This is a genomic window from Simiduia sp., from assembly GCF_058345725.1.
In genome coordinates this window covers 44,795-65,857 of sequence record NZ_JBTUOC010000024.1, presented here as the reverse complement: position 1 = coordinate 65,857, position 21,063 = coordinate 44,795, and the positions used below count along the sequence as shown (strand labels likewise).

Genomic DNA, 21,063 nt, shown 5'->3' with positions numbered 1-21,063 from the left:
TTGCCGGATTTTGGCGTGTCGTCACGGGCCTGTCAGGAGAAGCTGGTACACTGCGCCGCTCAATAAATGTGTGAACAGGAGTTTTCGCAATGAAACTGACACAATGGATTGCTGCCGTGGGGCTGTCGTTAGCCGCCCTAACCGCGAATGCAGCGCAATATACACTCGATGGCTTTTTTCCCTCGAGCATGGATAACCGTCTATTCCCGGGCTTGAATCTAGAGAGCGTTGACAAAGTCACTCTAGAAGCCTCCGATGGACTGCACTCGCCCTATCTTCAAATTGATTCGCTGACCATTCAATTCAAGCACGCAGCCCCCTTGGTGGCGCGCGATTTTAAGCGCACAGATGATCAGCGCTATTTGGCTCTGGTGGAAGATGTGTGGGTGTTTAATCGCCTGTTGGTGGAAGTGAGCGGTGGGATGTTAAACGATGAGGATCCACTGCACGTGCGCGTGATGGTGGTGGATATCAGCAGCCAGCTAAACGATTTGGAAGATACCTTTGGTCCTGACTTGGTGCGGGTGGACGCCACCCTGCGCGATGTGTCGCCGAGGACATTGGCCGACAGTCAATCGCTAGAGTTAGAAAAAAAGCCGCTCACCCTGCAATTAATGGATCGCCTGGGTAGCCACGACCACACCAGCATGACGCCGCCGACACCAGGCTATGAGAAGGGCTTTCATGTGGTATCAATCTGGCAGGGTAAGGGCACCAAAACCTTTTACTTGCCTGCGCCATTTCCCGCTGATCAATTTCGCGAATACCGCGCGGTGGGGTTGCTGCTGGAAACCTTTGAAGCACCACACGGCACCGATTACTTTGCGCGCATTCGCTACCAAGATCGCATGGGTATGATGCACGAAACGCCTCCTGTGTTTTTGAACGATATTCTGCAGCAGGCATACTCGCACCCCTAAACACGGTGCCTTAAATTGTGAGCGACAAAGGCCGGCACTGCCGGCCTTTGTGTTGAACTCGGTCTCTTCTCCCGCCCCTCGGTCCAGACATCGCCATTTTGAATTTATCGACTTCTGTAGCGCTTCAGCCTGCGCGACGGGCTGACGCCTGCTTGCGGTAGAGGCAATAGGCCGACCTGCGGCTGCGCGCTACTATAGTGCTTAGCGTAAACCTACGCCGCAATAACAGTAAAAGGAAAATATTATGGGAAGCATGACACGACTCATTTCATTGGGCGTATTGGTAAGCTTATTGAGTGCCTGTGTGATCAATGTGGGAAAAGACGGCGATAGCTACGGCGATTGGGATAAGCGCGAAAGTAAAAACCGCGCCTACATTTCTAGCTTAGCAATTGACACACAGGAGCAATTGGTGCGCGATCAACTGGGTAAGCCGGATTTTAGCGAGGGCTATCAGCAGGCGGGTGAGCAATACCGCGTGCTCTTCTATCGCACGCAACGACAAAAGGAAGATGGCATTACCACTAAAGACGAGTGTACGGCTCTGGTATTTCAGAACGGTAAATTGGTTGGCTGGGGTGACAAGGCCTACCACAATCACGACTTTAACTAGTCCAATGTAGTGTAAAACGGCAGCGTGTTAACGCTGCCATTTTTTTGGCTACAGTGACTGAATGCCCATATTGTAGAGCGCAAAACCAAAAATATCTGCGTACAGCTCAATGGTTTTCGACACGGGCGTGCCGGCGCCGTGGCCGGCATTAGTTTCTATCCGGATGAGCGTGGGGGCCGGACCGCTGTGTTTCGCTTGCAATTCGGCGGCAAACTTAAAGGAGTGCGCGGGCACTACGCGGTCGTCGTGATCGCCGGTGGTGATGAGCGTGGCGGGGTAGCTGACGCCAGTGTGCACATTGTGCAGTGGTGAATAGCCCTTCAGGTACTGAAACATTTCTGGGCTTTGCTCGGCAGTACCATAGTCGTAGGCCCAGCCAGCGCCCGAGGTAAAGGTGTGATAGCGCAGCATATCCAAGACGCCCACCGCAGGTAGCGCAACCTGCGCCAAGTCCGGTCTTTGTGTCATCACCGCTCCAACTAGCAAGCCCCCGTTTGAACCGCCCCGCAGCGCCAGAAACTCTTTGCGGGTGTAGCGCTTGTCGATTAAAAATTCCGCTGCGGCAATAAAATCGTCAAACACGTTTTGTTTTTGCAGTTGGGTGCCCGCTTGATGCCAGGCTTTGCCGTATTCGCCGCCACCGCGCAAATTAGGCACCGCAAGAATGCCACCTTGCTCCATCCAGACGGTATTGGTAATGCTGAAACTGGGGGTGAGGCTGATGTTAAAGCCCCCGTAGCCGTAGAGAATGGTGGGATTTTTTCCGTCTAGTGCGAGGCCTTTTTTGTGGGTGATAATCATGGGCACCCGCGTGCCGTCCTTGGAAGTGTAAAACACTTGCTTGGATACAAACTGTTCGCTGTCGACCTTGGCGCCCGACGCGCGATAAACCGTCGATGCGCCGTCTTGAATGTTTAGCTGGAAGATGGTGGCCGGCGTGGTGTAATTGGTAAAGCTGTAGTAAACCACCTGCTCGTGCTTTTTAGCACTGAGGCCGCTTACACTGCCGAGTCCCGGCAGTGTGATTTCTCGCATCCGCTCCCCGCTATAGGTGTACTGATACACCTTTGAAACAGCATCGGCCATATACTCGGTAAATAGCGTGCCACCCGCGGTGGCGGCGGTGAGCACTTGGTCGGTTTCGGCAATGATTGTCTGCCAGTATTCGACGCCGGGTTTGGCTGCGTCGGTTGCAACAATCCTTTTATTGGGCGCATCCAGGTTGGTGACCAATAGCAACTGACTGCCCACATTGTCCAATACATGGGTATCGACGGTGGTGCTCTCAATAAGCGTGATCAACGGCCCGTCTGCTTGGCGCAAATCTTTCACGTACAGGTCGTTGCCAGAGGTAGATTCGGCGGCAGATATCACCAAGTAGCGGTCGTCCTCTGTGACATGACCGCCCACATAACGGTGTTTTTCTTGCTCCGTGCCGCCAAAAATCAGCGTATCTTGCGATTGAGCTTGCCCCAGTTTGTGGTAGTAGAGTTTGTGCTGGTCAGTTTTGGCTGAAAGTTCGCTGCCCTCGGGTTTATCGTAGCTCGAGTAATAAAATCCCTCGTTGCCAAACCAGGAAATGCCGGAAAATTTCACGTCCACCAACGCGGGTTCCAAGGGCTCGCGTGTTTCTACATCGATGACAATAATTTTTCGCCAATCGCTGCCGCCCTCGGAAATGGCGTAGGCGGCGAGACTGCCGTCTTTGGAAAAGCTGAGATCTGCCAGGGAGGTGGTGCCGTCTGGGCTAAAGGTATTGGGGTCGAGAAAGACTTCGGCTTCGTCCGCACTGCGCTGCCGGTACACCACGTACTGATTTTGCAGGCCATCGTTTTTATAAAAATAGGTGTACTGGCCCTCTGTAAAGGGGGCACCCACTTTCTCGTAATTCCATAGTTCGGTCAGCCGCTGTTTTAATTGTTCCCGGTAGGGGATGGCACTCAAGTAGTCGAAAGTGACCTGATTTTGTTGTCTAACCCAGGCTTCGGTTTCCGGGCTGCGATCGTCCTCCAGCCAGCGGTATGGGTCGGCAACCTGCTGATCAAAATAGCTATCGATAACATCACTTTTGGCTGTGTGGGGGTATTGGATTGCGGGCATGGTCGTCGAGTTCTTATGGTTGGTATTAAGGGCTTGGGCTTCGTGTGTGTCGCTGGAGCAGGCGGCCACCAACAGTGTCAGGGCCAGGCAGGTTGCCCGCTTGGCGAGTGAGACATTTGGCATATCGGGCAGATCCTTGGGCGTGTGATTAAGGCAGAAGGCGGACTTCCATTGCGCTGGAGTCTAGCAATATCGCTGGGAGAGCGCTAACGCGCCACGGACTTGCATCGCCCTGCAGATTGCTGAAGAATCCCAAGCTTGAAGCCATGGCACACCGGCAGTGGCGCACTAATTAACCAACACGAGACTTGCTATGGGCGCCCAGTGGAAAGCCAAGCACCGCGCGGCTGCGGCGGATGCCAAGGGTAAATTATTTACCCGACTCACCAAAGAAATCATGATCGCAGCGCGCAACGGCGCCGATCCCGATATGAACCCCCGGCTGCGGCTGGCCATCGAAGCCGCTAAAAAGCAATCCATGCCGCGGGAAACCTTAGAGCGAGCAGTGAAAAAGGGCTCGGGCCAATTGGATGGCGGGGTCAGCTACGAAAAGGTAGTGTACGAAGGTTTTGCACCGCACCAGGTACCGGTGATCGTCGAGTGTATGACCGACAACGTCAATCGCACCATTTCCAATATTCGCGTGCTATTTCGCAAGGGTCAACTGGGCGCATCTGGCTCGGTCAGTTGGGATTTTGATCATGTGGGATTAATCGAAGCTGTGGCCACCGGTGGCGATAGCGATATCGAACTGGCCGCCATTGAAGCCGGCGCCCAGGATTTCGAAACCGGAGACGAAGGCGAGGCACTGTTTATCACCGACATGACAGACCTCGACGCCGTGTCAAAGGCGCTGCCCGAGTTTGGCTTCCAGGTGGAAACCGCAAAAATTGGCTATCGCCCCAAAAACCCGGTTGCCGTTACCGGAGACGCACTGGCAGAAGTGGAAGCATTTTTGGCAGCGATAGATGACGACGATGATGTGCACGAAGTCTACGCAGGTTTGGCCTAGTGCACTAAAGGATCACAAACGACATGGAACGTTTTCCCGACGATGCAGCCTTTAAGTTTCCCTGGCGGGACTACCAGCAAAAAGTACTTTCGTCGCTGGCTAACCATCTGCAGGACGATCACTTGCATGTGGTGGCGCCGCCTGGGTCGGGTAAAACTGTCCTAGGTCTAGAGGTGATGCGGCAGCTGAACGCGCCCACGCTCATCTGTGCGCCGTCGTTAGCTTTGCGTGATCAATGGGTGCTGCGGTTTTGCGAGTTATTTTTAGACACGCCGCATAGACCTTCTTGGCTGTCTGTGGATATTAAAGCGCCGGGCTTTTTAACGGTGACAACCTATCAGGCGGTGCACGCGGCGCTCGGTGATGACGAGCAGAGTGCTGTCGAGGCACCCGTCTTGTCCGCGCTGTGCGAGCGGGGCGTGGCCACCTTGGTTTTGGATGAGGCCCATCATTTAAAAAATGCCTGGTGGCGCGCGCTGACGCTGATTAAAACGGCACTCTCACCCAAGGTGGTCGCCCTGACTGCTACGCCACCCTACGATGTGACCGGCGCCGAATGGGAGCGCTATCTAAGTTTAAACGGCGAAGTGGACGCAGAAATTGCCGTGCCAGACCTGGTGGCCCGCGGCGATCTGTGCGCGCATCAGGATTACGTGTACTTTTCCAATCCCACGGAAAAAGAGGCAGCGCTTTTGCAGCGCTCGGTGACCCAGCGGCGCGCACTGGCCGAGCGCATGCTCGCCGGCGGCCCGCTTTTGCCCTGGCTGGCGTCGCAACCGTGGATGGCGCAACCGCTACAACAACTGGATTGGATTTACGAACATTTCCCCTTGTATTTGGCGGCGCTGTGTTTCAGTGAGGCGGCCGGTCAAACGCTCGACGAGGCACACCGCACACTATTAGATAACGAAAATATTGGGTTGCCAACCTTTGCACCAGTGCATCTCACCTGTCTGCTACAAACTTTTTTGTCAGATTCAAGGTCAGACCTGAAGGCGGCACAAACGGAGCTAGAGGGCCAGCTCAAACGCGCGGGTTTGTTTCACCGAGGTCGCGTCGATCTTGCAGATTTGGCGCGTCGACAAAAACTGTTGGGTAGCAGCGCCGGAAAAATGGCCAGTGTGGCCGCTTTGGTAGCGGCCGAGTGGAAAAGCCAGGGGCGCGCATTGCGGCAGGTGATATTGGCCGATTTCATTCGCGCGGAGTACCTAGGCGCGGCCGCTGACGAAGAAGCACAGCACGCCTTTAAGCTGGGTGTGGTGCCGTTGTTTGAAGTGCTGCGCACCCAGGTGTTTACGCCCGAATTTGCCGAGCCACCCTTGGCGGTGTTAACCGGGCAGCTGGTCATTTTGCCCGCGCGTTTGGCGCCCCGCCTGGACCAACTTGCCCTCGCCGCCGGCGTGTCTCCACCGAATGTATCGCCACTGCCTTTTGATGCGCGCTTTGTGCAGCTGGCAGTTACTGGTGGTCAGGCGAAATACACTGTGCAATGGCTGACGGCATTGTTTGAGTCGGGCGATTTGCGAGTGATGATTGGCACGGCGGCGCTGCTGGGCGAGGGCTGGGATGCCCCGTCGATTAGCTCGCTGATTATTGCCTCGGGCGTGGGCTCCTTTGTGCAGTCCAATCAAATGCGCGGGCGCGCCATTCGCGCTAAGCCGGCTGACGCGCAGAAAACCGCCAACATTTGGCACCTGGCCTGTGTCGATCCGCAGGCGTTATTGGAGCCGGCAGACAGTGCGGCTTTTGGCCCCGATGTGGCACTGTTGGCGCGTCGGTTTGACGCTTTTGTGGGGCTGACGCTTGCCGGCGATGCGCGCATCGAAAGTGGCTTTAGCCGCGTGCAGTTGGCCGAGTTGATTGCCGACCGAAAAAATATTCAGGCCATGAACCAAGCGATGTTGGCGGTGGCTACTGATCGCCCGCGCATGCGCGAACGCTGGCGCCAGGCGCTGGCCAGTGGCTCCGAATTGGTGCAAGGCATAAAAGTGCCTTACGCCAGCGATAGATCCTACGCCGCCGACAAACGCTTTGCCCTGACTCAGTCGCTGCGTACGTTTTTGGTCAGCATGCTGACATTACTGGTTATCTGGCTAGATATCTTGCCCTATTTACTAGCGCGGGCAATGCCGCACGCAAAAACCCTTGAGCAGTTGTTAACCTTTGGCGGTGTGCTGTTACTGATCGGTGTGTGCTACTTTGGCTGGCAAGCCATTTATTACGTGCGGCTGTGGTTGGCCTACCGAGACATAGGCGACGATTTGCACAACATAGGCAAAGCGCTGCTGGCCACGCTCTGCGACACGGGCAGGATAAACAATAACCCGGGCGGTATTGCTCTCGATTGCGCGGTCAATGAATTTGGGCAAACTTGCCTGACCCTGCGCGGCGCCAACCGGTTTGAGCAATCGCTGTTTGTGCAGATGATGTTGGAGATTGTCGATGTGGTGGATAACCCGCGCTATATGCTGATCAGGCAATCGCGATTATTTGATCGAATCAATCAATACGACTACCACGCTGTACCAGAACAACTGGGCGTGCGCAAAGCGTTGGCGCAACAGTTTGCGGATGCCTGGCGCGATCGCGTGGGGCGTTGCGAGTTGGTGTACACGCGCACTCTCGAGGGGCGTCAGCGGTTGCACAAGGCGCGGGTAGCCAGCCTGGCCTATCAACTGCAGCAGGCGAGGGTGTCGCGCGAACGTTTCTGGATGTGAGGAGGCCAAAAGATGGCAACGATAATGACCCACGCACTGATTCCCTGTGCACTGGTGGTCTGTGCCAGTGGCGGCCGTGTGTCCGGTCGGCTGATGTTTTGGTGTTGCGCGGCCTCTATCCTGCCGGATTTGGATGTGGTGGCGTTTAAGTTGGGCATTGCCTACAGCGACCCTCTGGGACACCGTGGGTTTACCCACTCCCTGGTGTTTGCCTTGGCGTTGGGTGTGTTGGGTAGTGTGTTTCACCGCTATCTGCGCGCGAGTCGCATGGCAGTGTTTACATTAGTGACATTGAGCTGCGCCTCCCACGCCCTGCTCGATGCGCTCACCAACGGGGGCTTGGGTGTCGCCTTTTGGTGGCCTTTTGACAGTGCTCGCTACTTTTTACCCTGGCAACCCATTGCGGTGTCGCCCATTGGGATCAGCGGGTTTATTAGCCAGCGCGGCCTGCAGGTTTTGGCCTCGGAAGCGCAGACTGTATGGCTGCCCTTGGCGCTGGTGTTTGGCAGTTTTTTGGCGGCGCGCGCCCTGTGGCGTCGGCAAAAGCAGGCGGGTACTAGTGCTAACACAGTGCGCGCAGACGAAGCGCTAACTAATCAAGGGGGCACAGATGTCAAATAATTATCGCTGCTGGTGTTTGCTTGGACTCATGCTGAGTGCCGTAGGGGTGCAGGCGGGCGAAGCGGGCTGGTCGGCAAAGACGTCGGTTGTGGCTCTCGAGCCCACGTCACAGGCGCGCTATCAAATGACCGTGGCGCAGACGGAAGCGCACAGCTGCAAAAGTAAACACGGCTACTTCCAGGACTACAGCGCCAGCGGTGCGCGTTTTATCTACGAGACGCTGCTAACCGCTATGGCGCACAATCTGCCCGTTCAGATTCACACCAGTGGTCGTTGCGACCTGCACGGGCTGGCGGAAATTACCGCCGTGCGTTTGGCCCGCTAGCGGCCAAACGCAGCGGGCCGAGCGGCTCAATGCAAGTTCATGCAGTTGGCGTAAAAGGTCACACTGGCAGGCCAGTCGGAAAACACACCCTTAACGCCCACCTGGCGCGCCAGCACGTCCAGGCTTTGGTATTTATCGCCGTCGTTATTGATCACTCGGTCGGTGGTTTGGTGATACCAGGCGCCGTCCTGGGTTAATGGCGCCGAGCGTTCAAAGGTCCAGGCAATAATATCCAGTCCGGCCGCGCGCGCCATCTGTGCGTAGCGGCTGGCAACAATGTCCTCCTGATCGTTGACATCCAGCAGCATCCACATAGGCGGTGCGATCGTTCGCACACCCTGTGCAGCCAACGCCGCCATGCTGGGCACATGGGTGGTGGCGTCATTGTGATCAAAGCTGGGATCATCATAGCGCCCGTCCAGGTAAACCGCGTGCCGGCCAAAGTCTGGCGCATGGCTGATCCAATACAAAACATCCTGTAGGTTGAACGACTGGGCAAACACCCGGTGGGCGGGAATGCCGGCCGCGCGATACTCGTCAATCATCTGCTGGGCATAGTCCGCTTGCGTGTATTCGCCCTGGTAGGGCATGGGCACCTGGGGTGCTTTGAGCTCGGGTGTAAATTTAGCACCCAGCTGTTGAATCAGGTCGATGCTTTCGCGGTGCGTCAGCAAGGTGCCGCGCGCGGCATAGCCGTCGGTGCGCCAGCTGGCGGTGCCTTGGAGGTAATCGGATACCCGCGTGGCGGCGGGGTTGGCGCCGTCCATTTTGCCCTGCAGGGTTTTAAATTCGGCCAGGGTAATGTCGGAAGTGCAGCAGCGGGCACTGGCAGCCTGCAGCAGTGCGCCCGTATCTGGGTCGAACACCGCGGGTTGGAAATTCTGGCTGCATTTTTGCGCTAAAGGTGTTTCCAAAATGTTGGTGGTGGTGTGCAGGTCGCACTGGGAGTGGCGACACACCAGCTCGCGGTCGGCGGTGAAGGTGACATCGCATTCAATGACGCCCGCACCCATGCGGGCGGCGGCAATGTACGATTCGCGCGTGTGCTCGGGAAACTGCAGGGGAGCGCCGCGGTGGCCAATGGAAAAATCACTGGTGCGAAACTGGCGCTTGCGTTGGGCGCAGTGTTGCAAGGTGTCTTTTAGTGGCCCGGCGTCCATATCCTCTAGCAGGTAATAGGGCCGGGGACCAAGGCTGACACTCAATGGCCACTGGCGGGGCTGTTTCTGGTGTGCAGATGCCTTTAGTTTGGCTGTGTCGGCCTGCAGGTGATTGGGTTTTGTGCTATTGCCCGCGCAAACTGCCGCGCTGATGAAGGCAGTGCAGGCCAGCAGGGTGGATAAAGTCAATTTCATAGCCGCTTCCTTGGAGTGGGTGAATAACGCTTACCCTAGCGAGCCTGTATTGCCGTTTTATGCCAGAATTATGTCGCGCGCGAATGTGTGACAGAGTGCGCAACCATTGGCGGGCGGTGTTTGCTGCCACAAGAAAATAACGCGAGGTGACGATGAAAAAATACAGTGCAATCCAAGTGCCTGCCTGTGCCTGGCTATGGCGGTATTTGTGGGGCGCGGGGCTATTGGTGGCGACCGTTAGTGCGACGGCGGCCACCGACAATCTGTTGGCGCGCCAGCCGGCCTCAGACAAGCCTGTTGAAGTGATTAAGTTGGCCTCCGATATCAATGCCAGTCAGTTTTTAATTTTTATTCGCACGAAGGTAGCCCCACACAAACATCTAACCCACAGCGAGAGTCTCTACGTGCTTGCTGGCGCGGGCGAAATGCAATTGGGCGAGCGCCGGTTTGCCATCGGCGCCGGTGATTTTGTACAAATTCCAATGGGCGCGGTGCACGGCGTCACCGTCACTTCGGCGGAGCCGCTCAAGGTGTTGTCGATACAGGCGCCGGAATTTGACGGCACCGATCGCGTCTGGATTACCGACGATGACGCCGGCAACCCAGGCGCTTTGCGGGAGCCTTTAGCCAGCGAACGCTAGCTGGAGGTAACAGGCTGGGTGATTTTCAGCACGCGGTATTGTTCCGGAATCTGTTCGACGCAGGTAATGGGTTCGATCAGATCTTTTAACAGCCCGTCGGAGACGCCGTAAATCCATCCGTGTACCGACAGCTTCTGGCCGCGCGCCCAGGCATTCTGGACCACATTGGTGCGGCTAACTTGTTGCACCTGCTGCATCACATTTAATTCGCACAGGCGATCGATGCGGGCCTTGTCGGTGGCCAGGGAATCGATGTGATCGCGATTGGCGTAGTAGATGTCGCGAATGTTGCGAATCCAGAGGTCAATGACACCCAGCTGCTGGTTTTGCAGCGCGGCGGCGACGCCGCCACAGCCGTAGTGGCCCACCACCATAATGTGGTCCACTTTCAACACATCCACGGCGTACTGAATCACACTCAGGCAATTGAGATCGGTGTGCAGTACTACGTTAGCCACGTTGCGGTGTACGAAAAGTTCGCCCGGCATCAAGCCCACGATTTCATTGGCCGGCACGCGGCTGTCTGAACAGCCAATCCACAGGTAGTCTGGGTCTTGCTGTTGCGAGAGCTTGGTAAAGAAGTCTGGGTCTTCCGCTTTAATAGATTCGGCCCAGCTAAGATTTTTTTCGAACAGATTATTTAATTTGGTCATTTTTCATTCGGTTAGGCTAAATTTCGCGAAGTATATATCAACCTAATTGCGCTATCATAGCTTTTCGCACAACAAGGAACGATGCATGAACACTCTGTATTGGCACGACTACGAAACGTGGGGCGCCAATCCCGCTGCAGACAGGCCCGCGCAATTTGCCGGCGTCCGCACAGATGAGGCGCTCAATATCATTGGCGAGCCGCTCATGATTTATGCCAGGCCCACCGACGATTTGTTGCCGCAGCCACAGGCTTGTTTGATCACCGGCATTACACCGCAGCGGGCCATGGCCGAGGGGCTGAGTGAACCGGAATTCATTGCGCGTGTGCATCGGGAATTTGCGCAGCCCGGTACCTGCGGTGTGGGTTACAACAGCTTGCGATTTGACGACGAGGTAACCCGCTATACGTTGTTTCGCAATTTTTTTGACCCCTATGAGCGCGAGTGGAAAAACGGCAACTCGCGCTGGGATTTAATCGATGTTGTACGCATGACCTACGCACTGCGGCCCGAGGGTCTGGCGTGGCCGCAGCACGCCGATGGCTCGCCCAGTTTTAAATTGGAAGACCTGGCGCGCGCCAACAATCTGGTGCACGACAGTGCGCACGATGCGTTATCCGATGTCTACGCCACCATTGCACTGGCGAAATTAATTCGCGAAGCACAGCCAAAATTGTACGACTACGCCTATAGCCTGCGGCTAAAAGCTACCGTGCAGGCACAATTTGACTGGATTAACAAAAAACCGCTGTTGCATATTTCTTCGCGTTTTCCCGCCGCGCAGGGTTGTTCGGCCTTGGTAATGCCGCTGGCGGCGCACCCGGTCAATAAAAATGCGGTGATTGTCTACAATTTGGCCGTCGACCCGGAACCGTTATTGCACCTGTCGGCTGAGGAAATTGCCGCTCGAGTGTTTGTCAGCGAGGCGGATTTGCCCGCCGGCGAGGTGCGCATTCCGCTGAAATTGGTGCATGCCAACAAAAGTCCAATGCTGGCGCCCCTCAGTATGTTGACGCCGCCGGTGGCGGCGCGTTTAGGCATCGACAGAGATCTGTGCGAGCAACACTGGCGGCAGTTAACGCGGGCGGATATTGGCGAAAAATTGCGCGAGGTCTTTAGTCAGCGGGCGTTTGAGCCCAGCGCTGATCCTGAACAGCAACTCTACGAGGGATTTATCCCCAACGAAGATCGCCCGCTAATGACGCGTGTGCGCGAGTCGGCCCCTGAGCAATTGGCGTCGATTGCCTTTAAAGATCCCCGCCTTAATCATTTGCTCAAGCGCTATCGAGCGCGCCATTTTCCTAACACCTTAACGCCAGAAGAAGCGGCCTGGTGGCAGTCGTTTAGTTATCGGCGATTGACAGACCCCGCCGCCGGCGCCTCGCTGGTACTGGATGATTTCATCGAGCAATTGGAAGCGCTGCGCGCCGACCCCGCGCTCGGTGAGCGCGAGCACGCCATTCTGGATGCCTTGGAAAGCTACGGCGCCGAGCTGATGTAGTAGCCGGCGCCGCCAGCGCTAGCTGGTAATGCGGTTAAATTCGATATCGTATTTACCGTGGCTGGTTTTGGCCTGGAAGATTTTCGCCTGGCTGTATTTTTCCCGCACTAGCCCATAAATTTCGCGCATGACCTTTGGGTCGGTGAGGGCGCCGAAATAGACGGCAGTAATGTCGCTGCGTTCAAACTTGATGTCGTCGTACCAGGTACTTTCCGGCTTGGCCTCAGGGCCCAGTTCATCTTTGCTTTGCCGAAAACAGCGCCACTCGGCCTCGTGGGAAAAATGCAGGGCCTTGTTGGTAAATTTGTCGAAAAAATGCTCCTGCGCGCGGAATTCTTGGTTAGTCAGCACTACGTCTAGCTGTTCTTTCATGGTGGTTATTTCGGGGCGGCTGGGTCGGTAAGCTACTTGCTGCGGTTTAGGCAACGAGGTGAATTCGCCGCATTGCACGCGAATGGCCACGCCTCGGTGGTGATCGGCAAAGTGGGTCCAGGCGGCGAGATTGTCGGGTTTATCGGCGAAGCAGCAGATGCGCAGGGTCCGGCAAAATTTACGCCAGTCGGCCATTAACTCATCAAGCGCCTGCAGGCGATTGTCCACCATCTGCGACAATAGCTCGCGCAAGACGTCCAACGCCTCGTCGGGAGACTGAAAACGCTCTTCGTCTCGCCAGCGACGGATAACCACCGTCAGCGGCGCGCTGCCACGGGGCTCGTCCTTGGCAAAAATCATCGCCGTGGCGGCCTGAATAGCCGCGTTGAGTATGACTTGGGGGTCAAAACTCAGGCTGGTTAGGTGATTCAGCTCGAAGGGGTCGTTGAATAGGTTGGGCGCGCTCCAGCGAAGACTCTGGCTCTGCAGAATTTTCAGGGCGGTTTCAACGGTGCAGTATTTCACCAGGGTTTCGGGGTTGCGTATTGCCACTTGGGCTCCTATTGGGTCTTGTCTGTGTCTTATTCTGGGGCTTGGTGAGGCCTTGGCCGCGGATACTCTATTAAGCGTAGCGCTAGGCGGACCCGATCGCTAAAATATCGTGGTCTGTTTCCTGCCCCGAGGTTAGCGTGGATTTCACCGGTTCCCATATTTTATCTATAGATCAATTTGAGCTGCCCGACATCGAGCGCATCTTTCGCGTGGCCGATGCCATGGAACCCTACGCCAGTCGTCGGCGGGTGACCCGAGTTCTTGAGGGCGCCATCCTGGGCAATATGTTCTTTGAACCCAGTACCCGTACGCGGGTGAGCTTTGGCTGTGCCTTTAATCTGCTGGGTGGGGAAGTTCGCGAAACCACCGGTTTTGAAAGCTCGGCTATCGCCAAGGGCGAGTCGCTGTATGATACCGCGCGGGTGCTGTCGGGCTACAGTGATGTCATTTGCATGCGCCACCCGGCCAATGGCTCGGTGGCCGAATTTGCCGAGGCCAGCCGGGTCCCGGTGATCAACGGCGGCGACGGCTCTAACGAGCATCCCAGCCAGGCGCTGCTGGACCTTTACACCATCCGCAAGGAAATGGCGGCCAAGGGCAAGGGCCTTAACGGCCTGCGCATTGCTATGATCGGGGATTTGAAGCACGGCCGCACGGTGCATTCACTGTGTCGACTGCTGGCGCTTTACGATCAGTTGCAGGTTACTCTGGTGTCGCCGGCGGAGCTGGCCATGCCCGAATATTTAGTTGAGTTGTTGCGGCGTGCGGGCCACCAGGTGGTGATCACCGATGAGTTGACCGCCAGTATTAGCAAGGTGGACATCGCCTATTCCACCCGGATTCAGGAGGAGCGCTTTGCCACCAAGCAGGAGGCCGATCTGTACCGCGGCCGCTTCCGCTTGAACCAGCAAATCTATACTCAATTTTGCGAGCCCAACACCGTGATCATGCACCCGCTGCCGCGGGACTCCCGCGCCGAGGCCAACGAGCTGGACAACGACCTCAACAGCAACCCCAATTTGGCCATTTTCCGCCAAACCGACAACGGTATTCTGGTGCGCATGGCGCTGTTTGCGTTGGTATTGGACGTGGTGGAGCTGGTGGATAAGCACGCCCAGGAAGTGCGCTGGTATTCTAGCCGTTAGTAGCAAAACGCAACGGAAAGGGGCTTTTAGGGCCTCCTTGTTATTGGTACTTTAGTTCATATTCTAAATCTTTATATAGATGGAGCTGTTTTGTGACCCGTTATCCGTTAAGGTAACGGGCTCCTTGGTTTAATTGAGCTTCGGACAGGCTCAGCGCCAACAGCGACGGATCGCCCGACAATAAACACTACAATGGCGGTTGTTATGAAAAAGCTTATTACGACTCTGTTTGCCCTGGGCCTCGCGGCTGGGGTACACGCCCAAAGCGACGCCGACAGCCACAGCTGGTTGCTGGCCAAGTACGACCTCAACGGTGATACGCGCATTTCTCAGGAAGAGATTAGCGCTAAAAAGCTGGACATCTTTCGCCTGATGGACTTAAACGTCTCCGGTGGCGTCAGTTTTGATGAATACGAGCAAATAGATGCCGCACGCCGCAATATGTTGCTGAAAGCCCGCTTTAACAAGCTGGATCAGGACAAGGATGGCGAAGTGACCGAGGCCGAGTACAGTACCTTTTTAGGGCAGTTTTCCAGTATCGATGCCAACGGCGACGGTATGCTCGACGCAGCCGAGATCACCCCGCGCGAAAAAGCCTACGACACCCGCTGCTTCTACTGGTTATGTGTGCGTTTGGAGGCGGACGAATAAGTGCACTGAATACCTCCCAGCAGCCATAAAAAAAGAGCGGTTAACCGCTCTTTTTTTATGGCTGCTGCTATTTATCAGACCTCGGGCCCGAGGGGCAGCCCCTGCCAGCCGCCCAATGCCTTCCAGCGGTTGACGATCATGCAAAACAAATCGGCCGTTTTCTCGGCGTCGTAGGCGGCCGAGTGGGCGGCGCTATTGGAAAATTCGATGCCGGCGATCTGGCAGGTTTTCGCCAGCACCGTGTGGCCGTAGGCCAGACCCGACAGGGTGGCGGTGTCAAAACAGGAAAAGGGGTGAAAGGGGTTGCGCTTGGCGTCGCAGCGGTTGGCGGCGGCATTGACAAAGCCCAGGTCAAAGTGGGCGTTGTGCCCCACCACCACGGCGCGGGTACAGCCGTTGTCCTTGACCGCCCGGCGAATGGATTTAAACAGGTCGGGAATGGCGATTTCTTCGGGCAGGGCGTCGCGGTTGTCGATGTCGATACCGGTAAAATCCAGTGCGGACTGCTCCACATTGGCGCCTTCAAAGGGGTCCACGTGGAAGTCGAAGGTCTGATCGCGGTGCAGTATGCCCTCGTCATCCATGCGCAGGGTCACTGCCGCAATTTCCAGCAAGGCGTCTGTGGCGGCGTTAAAACCGCCGGTTTCCACATCCACTACCACGGGCAAAAAGCCGCGAAAGCGTTGGGCCAGCAGTGACTTGGGGGCGCTGGGGGGTTCAGCCGGATTCACAAATAGTCGCCTTATTCAGAGGGTGCAACGCGCCACTGCAGGGTTTCACCTGCGCGCAGGGGGATCAATTGGCCGCCGGCCATGGGCAAACTTTCGGGTGCCAGCCAGCTTTCTTTGACCAAAGTGATGGTATCAGTATTGCGCGCCAAGCCATAAAAGTCTGCACCAAAGTGACTGGCAAAGCCTTCCAGGCGGTCCAATGCGCCGGCTGCCTCAAAGGCTTCGGCGTACATTTCCAGAGCGGCGTAAGCGGTGTAGGCCCCGGCGCAACCGCAGGCGGCCTCTTTTTTCTCGCGCGCGTGCGGCGCCGAATCGGTGCCCAGGAAGAAGCGCGGGCTGCCACTGGTGGCGGCCTTGATCAGTGCCTCCTGGTGTACATTGCGCTTCAGAATGGGCAGGCAGTAATAGTGCGGGCGAATGCCGCCGGCCAGCATGTGGTTGCGATTGTACAGTAGGTGGTGCGCGGTAATGGTGGCGGCGGTCGCTTCTGAGGCTTCGGCCACAAACTGGGCGGCCTCGGCGGTGGTGATGTGCTCCATCACGATCTTCAAGCCCGGCAGGGCGGCGCGCAGGGGGCTAAGAGTGCGATCGATAAAGGCCTTTTCGCGGTCGAAGATATCGATATGGTTATCGGTCACCTCGCCGTGCACCAGCAGCAACATGCCGGCTTTCGCCATGGCCTCTAACACTGGGTAAATCTTGTCGATGCGGGTCACGCCCGAGTCGGAATTGGTGGTGGCACCGGCGGGGTAGAGTTTGGCGGCCACCACGCCCGCAGCGCGCGCTTCAGCGATATCGGCAGCGGTGGTGTTGTCGGTGAGATAGAGCACCATCAGTGGCTCAAACGCACTGTTCGCCGGGCGCTGAGCCAGAATGCGACTCCGATAGGCGCTGGCTTGCTCTGCGTTCATCACCGGAGGCACCAGGTTGGGCATAATGATGGCGCGGCCAAAATAGCGCGCGGCATCGGGCACGGTGGTGGCCAGCTGGTCGCCATCGCGCAGGTGAATGTGCCAGTCGTCTGGGCGGGTGATGGTGAGTGATTGGGTCATGGGGCATCCTGTGAGCGAGGCGGCAGATGGCGCGCATCCTACCTAAAATGGACGGTAATTTCGACTCAAGTGCAGGCCGCCGGGGCCGATAACTCCGATATCCACTGGCTATTCCGAGGTAAATGGCGATGGCGTCCCCCCTCTTGCAGGCAATTTTAGCGGTGCGAACCAGACTTTGCCTGGCGCGCTTGCTGTGCGCCTGTGGGGTGTTATTGGCGAATGGACAGCCGCACGCCACCGAATACACTCCACCCATGGACCAGAGTGAGTGGCTGGTTACGAGCAGTGTGTTCGCCTGTGAAATGCGCCAGTCGGTGCCCTTTTACGGCGAGGCCGGTTTCTATCATCGGGCTGGCGAAACGCTGGCTATGCAGCTGCGCGCCGATACCCCGCGCTTGAAAACCGGCAAGGCTAGGCTAACCGCGCGCGCGCCCGTTTGGCGCCCCAAGATGCGGGATGTGGACTTGGGCCTGGTGCCGGTTACCCAGGGGCACCGGCCTATTAGCTTGAATAGCCAACTTTCAAACCGCGTGCTGACAGAGCTGCACGCGGGTCGTGAGTTAGTGGTTACTCGCTACCCCTGGTACGGCGCGCAAGAGTCTACCCGCGTGGCGCTTTCGCCCATCAACTTTCAGGCGGCCTACCAGCAATACTTAAAATGTCTGGAGGGTTTGCTGCCCGTAAACTACGACCAGATAGCCCGCTCGTCGGTGTACTTTCCCTCCTCTGGCGACGATTTTCCCAAGGCCGAGCAGCGTAAACTGAAGCACATTGCACTCTACGTGCTGGCCGACCCCAAGGTGAGTCACCTGTTTATCGACGGCCACACCGACAGCAAGGGATTGCGCGAGGATAACCTCGAGCTGTCTAAGCGCCGCGCCGAGTCTGTTCAGCAGTTTCTGATTGGCCAGGGCATTCCCGAAGACAAACTCACCGTGCGCTGGCACGGCGAGCGCTATCCCATCACCAGCAACCAGTCGCGCTCGGGGCGCGCGCAGAACCGCCGCGTCACCGTGCGAGTCGACCGCATCGAAGCGCCGGATCTGGCCGCCAATCGTTAAAATCCCGCGCCTTCGGGGCGCAGGCTCTGTGATTCCCGGTCGATTCCCTATACAATTCGCGCCCAACTTTTCACGCCGCGCGCTCAATTATTGCGTGCGGCGCCCGCGCAGCAGGTAAACGGAGAACATTATGGCGTCCTTAAAAAAGGTAGTGCTCGCATACTCGGGTGGCCTTGATACATCGGTCATTGCTAAGTGGCTGCAAGAAACCTACTACTGTGAAGTGGTGACATTTACTGCCGATATCGGTCAGGGCGAAGAGGTGGAGCCTGCGCGCGCCAAGGCGAAAGCCATGGGCATTAAGGAAATCTATATTGAAGATTTGCGCGAAGAATTTGTGCGGGATTATGTCTTCCCGATGTTTCGCGCAAACACCATTTACGAGGGTGAATACCTGCTGGGCACCTCCATCGCGCGGCCGCTGATTGCCAAGCGCCTGGTGGAAATCGCCAACGAAACCGGCGCCGATGCGATTTCCCATGGCGCCACCGGTAAGGGCAACGACCAAGTGCGCTTCGAGTTGGGCGCCTACGCGCTGAAGCCTGGTATTAAAGTGATCGCACCCTGGCGCGAGTGGGATTTGAATTCGCGCGAAAAACTGATGGCCTACTGCAAAGAACACGATATCCCTGTGGACTTTGCCAAGCAAAAAACCAAGTCGCCCTACTCGATGGACGCCAATCTCCTGCACATCTCCTACGAGGGCGGTATTTTGGAAAACCCCTGGGAAGAGGCAGAAGAGGGCATGTGGCGCTGGTCGGTGTCTCCCGAAGCGGCACCCGATACACCCACCTACGTGACCCTGACCTACAAGCAGGGCGACGTGGTCGCCATCGACGGCAAAGACATGTCGCCCGCCACCGTGCTGGAATACCTGAACAAAGTGGGCGGCGCCAACGGCATTGGCCGCCTGGACATCGTGGAAAACCGCTACGTGGGCATGAAGTCCCGCGGCTGTTATGAAACCCCCGGTGGCACCATTCTGTTGAAGGCGCACCGCGCAATCGAGTCTTTAACGCTCGACCGCGAAGTGGCGCACCTGAAAGATGCGCTGATGCCCAAATATGCGGAAATGATTTACAACGGCTACTGGTGGAGCCCGGAGCGCAAGATGCTGCAAACCGCCATCGACGAATCTCAGCAGGTGGTAAACGGCGAGGTTCGGGTCAAACTTTACAAGGGCAACGTGTCTATCGCCGGGCGCCGTTCCGACGACAGCCTGTTTGACGACAAGATTGCCACCTTCGAAGACGATGCCGGCGCCTACAACCAGAAGGATGCCGAAGGCTTTATTAAGCTGAATGCGTTGCGCATGCGCATCGCTGCAGGCAAAGGCCGTAAACTGCTGTAATTCGCGCGTTAAAAGTAACCAAAATCCCCAGTCTGTCCTAGACTTTGGGGATTTTGCGGTCTTCCAAATTAAACGGGGGGCTCGAACTTCATTGATACGGATCAATAACCGTAACGTTTGAACCCCTACAATGCGAGCGGTGCATGCGACCCCTAAAACCCCACTGAGGCAAAGCCCCCGGGGCGGTCGTTCGGCTGGCTAACAGATTTTATTAGCTTGAAACATTGGGAACTTCACTATGAGTAGTCACTCAGCTGCTGGAGAACATCCAGCCTATAACTATAAGGTTGTGCGGCAATTTGCCATCATGACCATCGTCTGGGGTATTGTCGGTATGGGTGTAGGCGTGCTGATTGCAGCACAGCTGGTTTGGCCTGAGCTGAACGACCTGATCCAGCCTTACACCCATTTTGGGCGCTTGCGCCCCCTGCACACCAACACCGTGATTTTTGCCTTTGGCGGTTGCGCCCTGTTCGCCACCTCTTATTATGTAGTGCAGCGCACCTGTCAGGCCAAGCTTTGGGGCGGCTGGCTTATTCCCTTTACCTTTTGGGGTTGGCAGGCCGTAATTGTAGCGGCGGCGATCACGCTGCCCATGGGGTTAACCACCACCAAAGAATACGCGGAGCTGGAATGGCCCATCGACATTCTGATTGCGCTGGTGTGGATCTCCTATGCCATCGTCTTTTTCGGCACCATCGTCAAGCGCAAGGTTGAGCACATCTACGTGGCCAACTGGTTTTACGGCGGCTTCATTCTGACCGTGGCGGTGCTGCACCTGGTGAACTCCGCGGCGGTGCCGGTCTCCATGTTTAAGTCTTACTCGGCCTACGCCGGTGCCATGGACGCCATGGTGCAGTGGTGGTACGGCCACAACGCCGTGGGCTTTTTCCTGACGGCGGGCTTTTTGGGCATGATGTATTACTTCGTGCCCAAGCAGGCGGGTCGTCCCGTCTACTCCTACCAGCTGTCGATCGTACATTTCTGGGCGCTGATCTCCCTGTACATCTGGGCCGGTGCCCACCACTTGCACTACTCAGCGCTGCCCGACTGGGCCCAGAGCCTGGGTATGGTGATGTCGCTCATTCTGTTGGCGCCCAGCTGGGGCGGCATGATCAACGGCATCATGACGCTCTCTGGTGCCTGGCATAAATTGCGCACCGATCCAACGCTGCGCTTTTTGGTGGTGTCTTTGTCGTTCTACGGCATGTCCACCTTCGAAGGCCCAATGATGTCCATCAAAACGGTGAACGCGCTGTCGCACAACACCGACTGGACCATCGGCCACGTGCACTCTGGTGCGCTGGGTTGGGTGGCCATGATTTCGATCGGTGCTATCTACCACCTGTTGCCGGTGCTGTTTAACAAAAAGGAAATGTACAGCGTCAAGCTGATTAACACCCATTTCTGGTTGGCCACCATTGGCACCGTGTTGTACATCGCCGCCATGTGGGTAAACGGCATTATGCAGGGCTTGATGTGGCGCGCCTTTAACGCCGACGGCACCCTGACGTATAGCTTTGTGGAGTCGGTGACGGCCAGCTATCCAGGCTACTTTGTGCGCGTAATGGGCGGTGCCTTCTTCCTGCTGGGAATGGTCTTAATGGCCTACAACGCCTACCGCACCGCAACCGATAATGCCGAAGAAGAACAGGCTGCAGCAACCCCGATTCAGGCAGCTTGAGGAATA

General features: G+C 56.7%; 19 protein-coding genes. 13 read left to right on the top strand and 6 right to left on the bottom strand.

Translation table 11 applies throughout. From position 1 onward, the window contains the following. The first annotated feature begins 89 nt into the window (after positions 1 to 89). Positions 90 to 920 (top strand): hypothetical protein, encoded by an 831-nt coding sequence (locus ACW8F6_RS05725; RefSeq protein WP_491574894.1) that lies wholly within the window; start codon positions 90 to 92, stop codon positions 918 to 920. Between the two features lie 244 nt (positions 921 to 1,164). Further along, positions 1,165 to 1,533, top strand: coding sequence for a DUF3192 domain-containing protein (locus tag ACW8F6_RS05720; RefSeq protein ID WP_491574893.1), 369 nt, complete (start codon positions 1,165 to 1,167; stop codon positions 1,531 to 1,533). 48 nt (positions 1,534 to 1,581) lie between these two features. Here the strand turns inward: ACW8F6_RS05720 and ACW8F6_RS05715 are convergent, their stop codons facing one another. After that, complete coding sequence (locus tag ACW8F6_RS05715) at positions 1,582 to 3,756, bottom strand: prolyl oligopeptidase family serine peptidase (RefSeq protein ID WP_491574892.1); 2,175 nt, start codon at positions 3,754 to 3,756, stop codon at positions 1,582 to 1,584. A gap of 190 nt (positions 3,757 to 3,946) precedes the next feature. On the opposite strand from ACW8F6_RS05715, the gene ACW8F6_RS05710 reads away from it, so the two are divergent. From ACW8F6_RS05710 to ACW8F6_RS05695, 4 genes are read left to right on the top strand one after another with little or no spacing between them, the layout of a single operon-like run. Then, the gene (locus tag ACW8F6_RS05710) at positions 3,947 to 4,645 is read left to right on the top strand and encodes a YebC/PmpR family DNA-binding transcriptional regulator (protein WP_491574891.1); all 699 of its coding nucleotides are present in this window, start codon (positions 3,947 to 3,949) and stop codon (positions 4,643 to 4,645) included. A gap of 23 nt (positions 4,646 to 4,668) precedes the next feature. After that, positions 4,669 to 7,362 (top strand): DEAD/DEAH box helicase family protein, encoded by a 2,694-nt coding sequence (locus tag ACW8F6_RS05705; RefSeq protein ID WP_491574890.1) that lies wholly within the window; start codon positions 4,669 to 4,671, stop codon positions 7,360 to 7,362. 12 nt (positions 7,363 to 7,374) lie between these two features. Beyond that, positions 7,375 to 7,983 carry a metal-dependent hydrolase gene (locus ACW8F6_RS05700; protein ID WP_491574889.1) on the top strand — a complete coding sequence of 203 codons (609 nt, stop codon included), beginning with the start codon at positions 7,375 to 7,377 and terminating at the stop codon, positions 7,981 to 7,983. Then, positions 7,973 to 8,308: a hypothetical protein gene (locus ACW8F6_RS05695; protein ID WP_491574888.1), complete on the top strand. Its 336-nt coding sequence runs from the start codon at positions 7,973 to 7,975 to the stop codon at positions 8,306 to 8,308. The genes ACW8F6_RS05700 and ACW8F6_RS05695 overlap by 11 nt, the downstream gene beginning before the upstream one ends. Before the next feature lie 26 nt (positions 8,309 to 8,334). Here ACW8F6_RS05695 and ACW8F6_RS05690 read toward each other — a convergent pair whose 3' ends face one another. Then, positions 8,335 to 9,663, bottom strand: a complete 1,329-nt coding sequence (locus tag ACW8F6_RS05690; protein ID WP_491574887.1) for a glycerophosphodiester phosphodiesterase family protein — start codon at positions 9,661 to 9,663, stop codon at positions 8,335 to 8,337. Between the two features lie 152 nt (positions 9,664 to 9,815). On the opposite strand from ACW8F6_RS05690, the gene ACW8F6_RS05685 reads away from it, so the two are divergent. After that, positions 9,816 to 10,304 carry a cupin domain-containing protein gene (locus ACW8F6_RS05685; RefSeq protein ID WP_491574886.1) on the top strand — a complete coding sequence of 163 codons (489 nt, stop codon included), beginning with the start codon at positions 9,816 to 9,818 and terminating at the stop codon, positions 10,302 to 10,304. On the opposite strand, the gene can is transcribed toward ACW8F6_RS05685, so the two are convergent. Beyond that, positions 10,301 to 10,957, bottom strand: coding sequence for a carbonate dehydratase (gene can / locus ACW8F6_RS05680; protein ID WP_491574885.1), 657 nt, complete (start codon positions 10,955 to 10,957; stop codon positions 10,301 to 10,303). The two genes, ACW8F6_RS05685 and can, sit on opposite strands and share 4 nt — an antisense overlap. A gap of 85 nt (positions 10,958 to 11,042) precedes the next feature. On the opposite strand from can, the gene sbcB reads away from it, so the two are divergent. Next, complete coding sequence (sbcB, locus tag ACW8F6_RS05675) at positions 11,043 to 12,458, top strand: exodeoxyribonuclease I (RefSeq protein ID WP_491574884.1); 1,416 nt, start codon at positions 11,043 to 11,045, stop codon at positions 12,456 to 12,458. Between the two features lie 18 nt (positions 12,459 to 12,476). Here the strand turns inward: sbcB and ACW8F6_RS05670 are convergent, their stop codons facing one another. Beyond that, complete coding sequence (locus tag ACW8F6_RS05670) at positions 12,477 to 13,382, bottom strand: DUF2971 domain-containing protein (RefSeq protein WP_491574883.1); 906 nt, start codon at positions 13,380 to 13,382, stop codon at positions 12,477 to 12,479. A gap of 137 nt (positions 13,383 to 13,519) precedes the next feature. Between ACW8F6_RS05670 and ACW8F6_RS05665 the strand changes: the two genes are divergently transcribed. Beyond that, positions 13,520 to 14,527, top strand: coding sequence for an aspartate carbamoyltransferase (locus ACW8F6_RS05665; protein WP_491574882.1), 1,008 nt, complete (start codon positions 13,520 to 13,522; stop codon positions 14,525 to 14,527). 204 nt (positions 14,528 to 14,731) lie between these two features. Next, the gene (locus ACW8F6_RS05660) at positions 14,732 to 15,178 is read left to right on the top strand and encodes an EF-hand domain-containing protein (RefSeq protein ID WP_491574881.1); all 447 of its coding nucleotides are present in this window, start codon (positions 14,732 to 14,734) and stop codon (positions 15,176 to 15,178) included. Between the two features lie 74 nt (positions 15,179 to 15,252). Here ACW8F6_RS05660 and rnt read toward each other — a convergent pair whose 3' ends face one another. Together rnt and pyrC are read right to left on the bottom strand one after the other, a co-directional pair. Then, positions 15,253 to 15,909 carry a ribonuclease T gene (rnt, locus tag ACW8F6_RS05655; protein ID WP_491574880.1) on the bottom strand — a complete coding sequence of 219 codons (657 nt, stop codon included), beginning with the start codon at positions 15,907 to 15,909 and terminating at the stop codon, positions 15,253 to 15,255. An 11-nt stretch (positions 15,910 to 15,920) separates the two neighbouring features. Next, positions 15,921 to 16,961, bottom strand: a complete 1,041-nt coding sequence (gene pyrC / locus ACW8F6_RS05650; RefSeq protein WP_491574879.1) for a dihydroorotase — start codon at positions 16,959 to 16,961, stop codon at positions 15,921 to 15,923. A gap of 128 nt (positions 16,962 to 17,089) precedes the next feature. Between pyrC and ACW8F6_RS05645 the strand changes: the two genes are divergently transcribed. The 3 genes from ACW8F6_RS05645 to ccoN all read left to right on the top strand — a co-directional run bounded on the left by ACW8F6_RS05645 (position 17,090) and on the right by ccoN (position 21,057). Further along, positions 17,090 to 18,022, top strand: coding sequence for a flagellar protein MotY (locus ACW8F6_RS05645; RefSeq protein WP_491574878.1), 933 nt, complete (start codon positions 17,090 to 17,092; stop codon positions 18,020 to 18,022). A gap of 130 nt (positions 18,023 to 18,152) precedes the next feature. Continuing rightward, positions 18,153 to 19,373 (top strand): argininosuccinate synthase, encoded by a 1,221-nt coding sequence (locus ACW8F6_RS05640; protein ID WP_491574877.1) that lies wholly within the window; start codon positions 18,153 to 18,155, stop codon positions 19,371 to 19,373. Between the two features lie 238 nt (positions 19,374 to 19,611). Continuing rightward, entirely contained in the window at positions 19,612 to 21,057 is a 1,446-nt protein-coding gene (gene ccoN / locus ACW8F6_RS05635) for a cytochrome-c oxidase, cbb3-type subunit I (RefSeq protein WP_491574876.1), read from the top strand. The last annotated feature ends 6 nt before the right edge of the window (positions 21,058 to 21,063 follow it).

Excerpts from the sequence above, each read along its gene's own strand:
- ACW8F6_RS05725 (WP_491574894.1), top strand. The coding sequence starts at position 90 with ATGAAACTGACACAATGGATTGCTGCCGTGGGGCTGTCGTTAGCCGCC.
- ACW8F6_RS05720 (WP_491574893.1), top strand. The coding sequence starts at position 1,165 with ATGGGAAGCATGACACGACTCATTTCATTGGGCGTATTGGTAAGCTTA.
- ACW8F6_RS05715 (WP_491574892.1), bottom strand. The coding sequence starts at position 3,756 with ATGCCAAATGTCTCACTCGCCAAGCGGGCAACCTGCCTGGCCCTGACA.
- ACW8F6_RS05710 (WP_491574891.1), top strand. The coding sequence starts at position 3,947 with ATGGGCGCCCAGTGGAAAGCCAAGCACCGCGCGGCTGCGGCGGATGCC.
- ACW8F6_RS05705 (WP_491574890.1), top strand. The coding sequence starts at position 4,669 with ATGGAACGTTTTCCCGACGATGCAGCCTTTAAGTTTCCCTGGCGGGAC.
- ACW8F6_RS05700 (WP_491574889.1), top strand. The coding sequence starts at position 7,375 with ATGGCAACGATAATGACCCACGCACTGATTCCCTGTGCACTGGTGGTC.
- ACW8F6_RS05695 (WP_491574888.1), top strand. The coding sequence starts at position 7,973 with ATGTCAAATAATTATCGCTGCTGGTGTTTGCTTGGACTCATGCTGAGT.
- ACW8F6_RS05690 (WP_491574887.1), bottom strand. The coding sequence starts at position 9,663 with ATGAAATTGACTTTATCCACCCTGCTGGCCTGCACTGCCTTCATCAGC.
- ACW8F6_RS05685 (WP_491574886.1), top strand. The coding sequence starts at position 9,816 with ATGAAAAAATACAGTGCAATCCAAGTGCCTGCCTGTGCCTGGCTATGG.
- can (WP_491574885.1), bottom strand. The coding sequence starts at position 10,957 with ATGACCAAATTAAATAATCTGTTCGAAAAAAATCTTAGCTGGGCCGAA.
- sbcB (WP_491574884.1), top strand. The coding sequence starts at position 11,043 with ATGAACACTCTGTATTGGCACGACTACGAAACGTGGGGCGCCAATCCC.
- ACW8F6_RS05660 (WP_491574881.1), top strand. The coding sequence starts at position 14,732 with ATGAAAAAGCTTATTACGACTCTGTTTGCCCTGGGCCTCGCGGCTGGG.
- pyrC (WP_491574879.1), bottom strand. The coding sequence starts at position 16,961 with ATGACCCAATCACTCACCATCACCCGCCCAGACGACTGGCACATTCAC.
- ACW8F6_RS05645 (WP_491574878.1), top strand. The coding sequence starts at position 17,090 with ATGGCGTCCCCCCTCTTGCAGGCAATTTTAGCGGTGCGAACCAGACTT.
- ACW8F6_RS05640 (WP_491574877.1), top strand. The coding sequence starts at position 18,153 with ATGGCGTCCTTAAAAAAGGTAGTGCTCGCATACTCGGGTGGCCTTGAT.
- ccoN (WP_491574876.1), top strand. The coding sequence starts at position 19,612 with ATGAGTAGTCACTCAGCTGCTGGAGAACATCCAGCCTATAACTATAAG.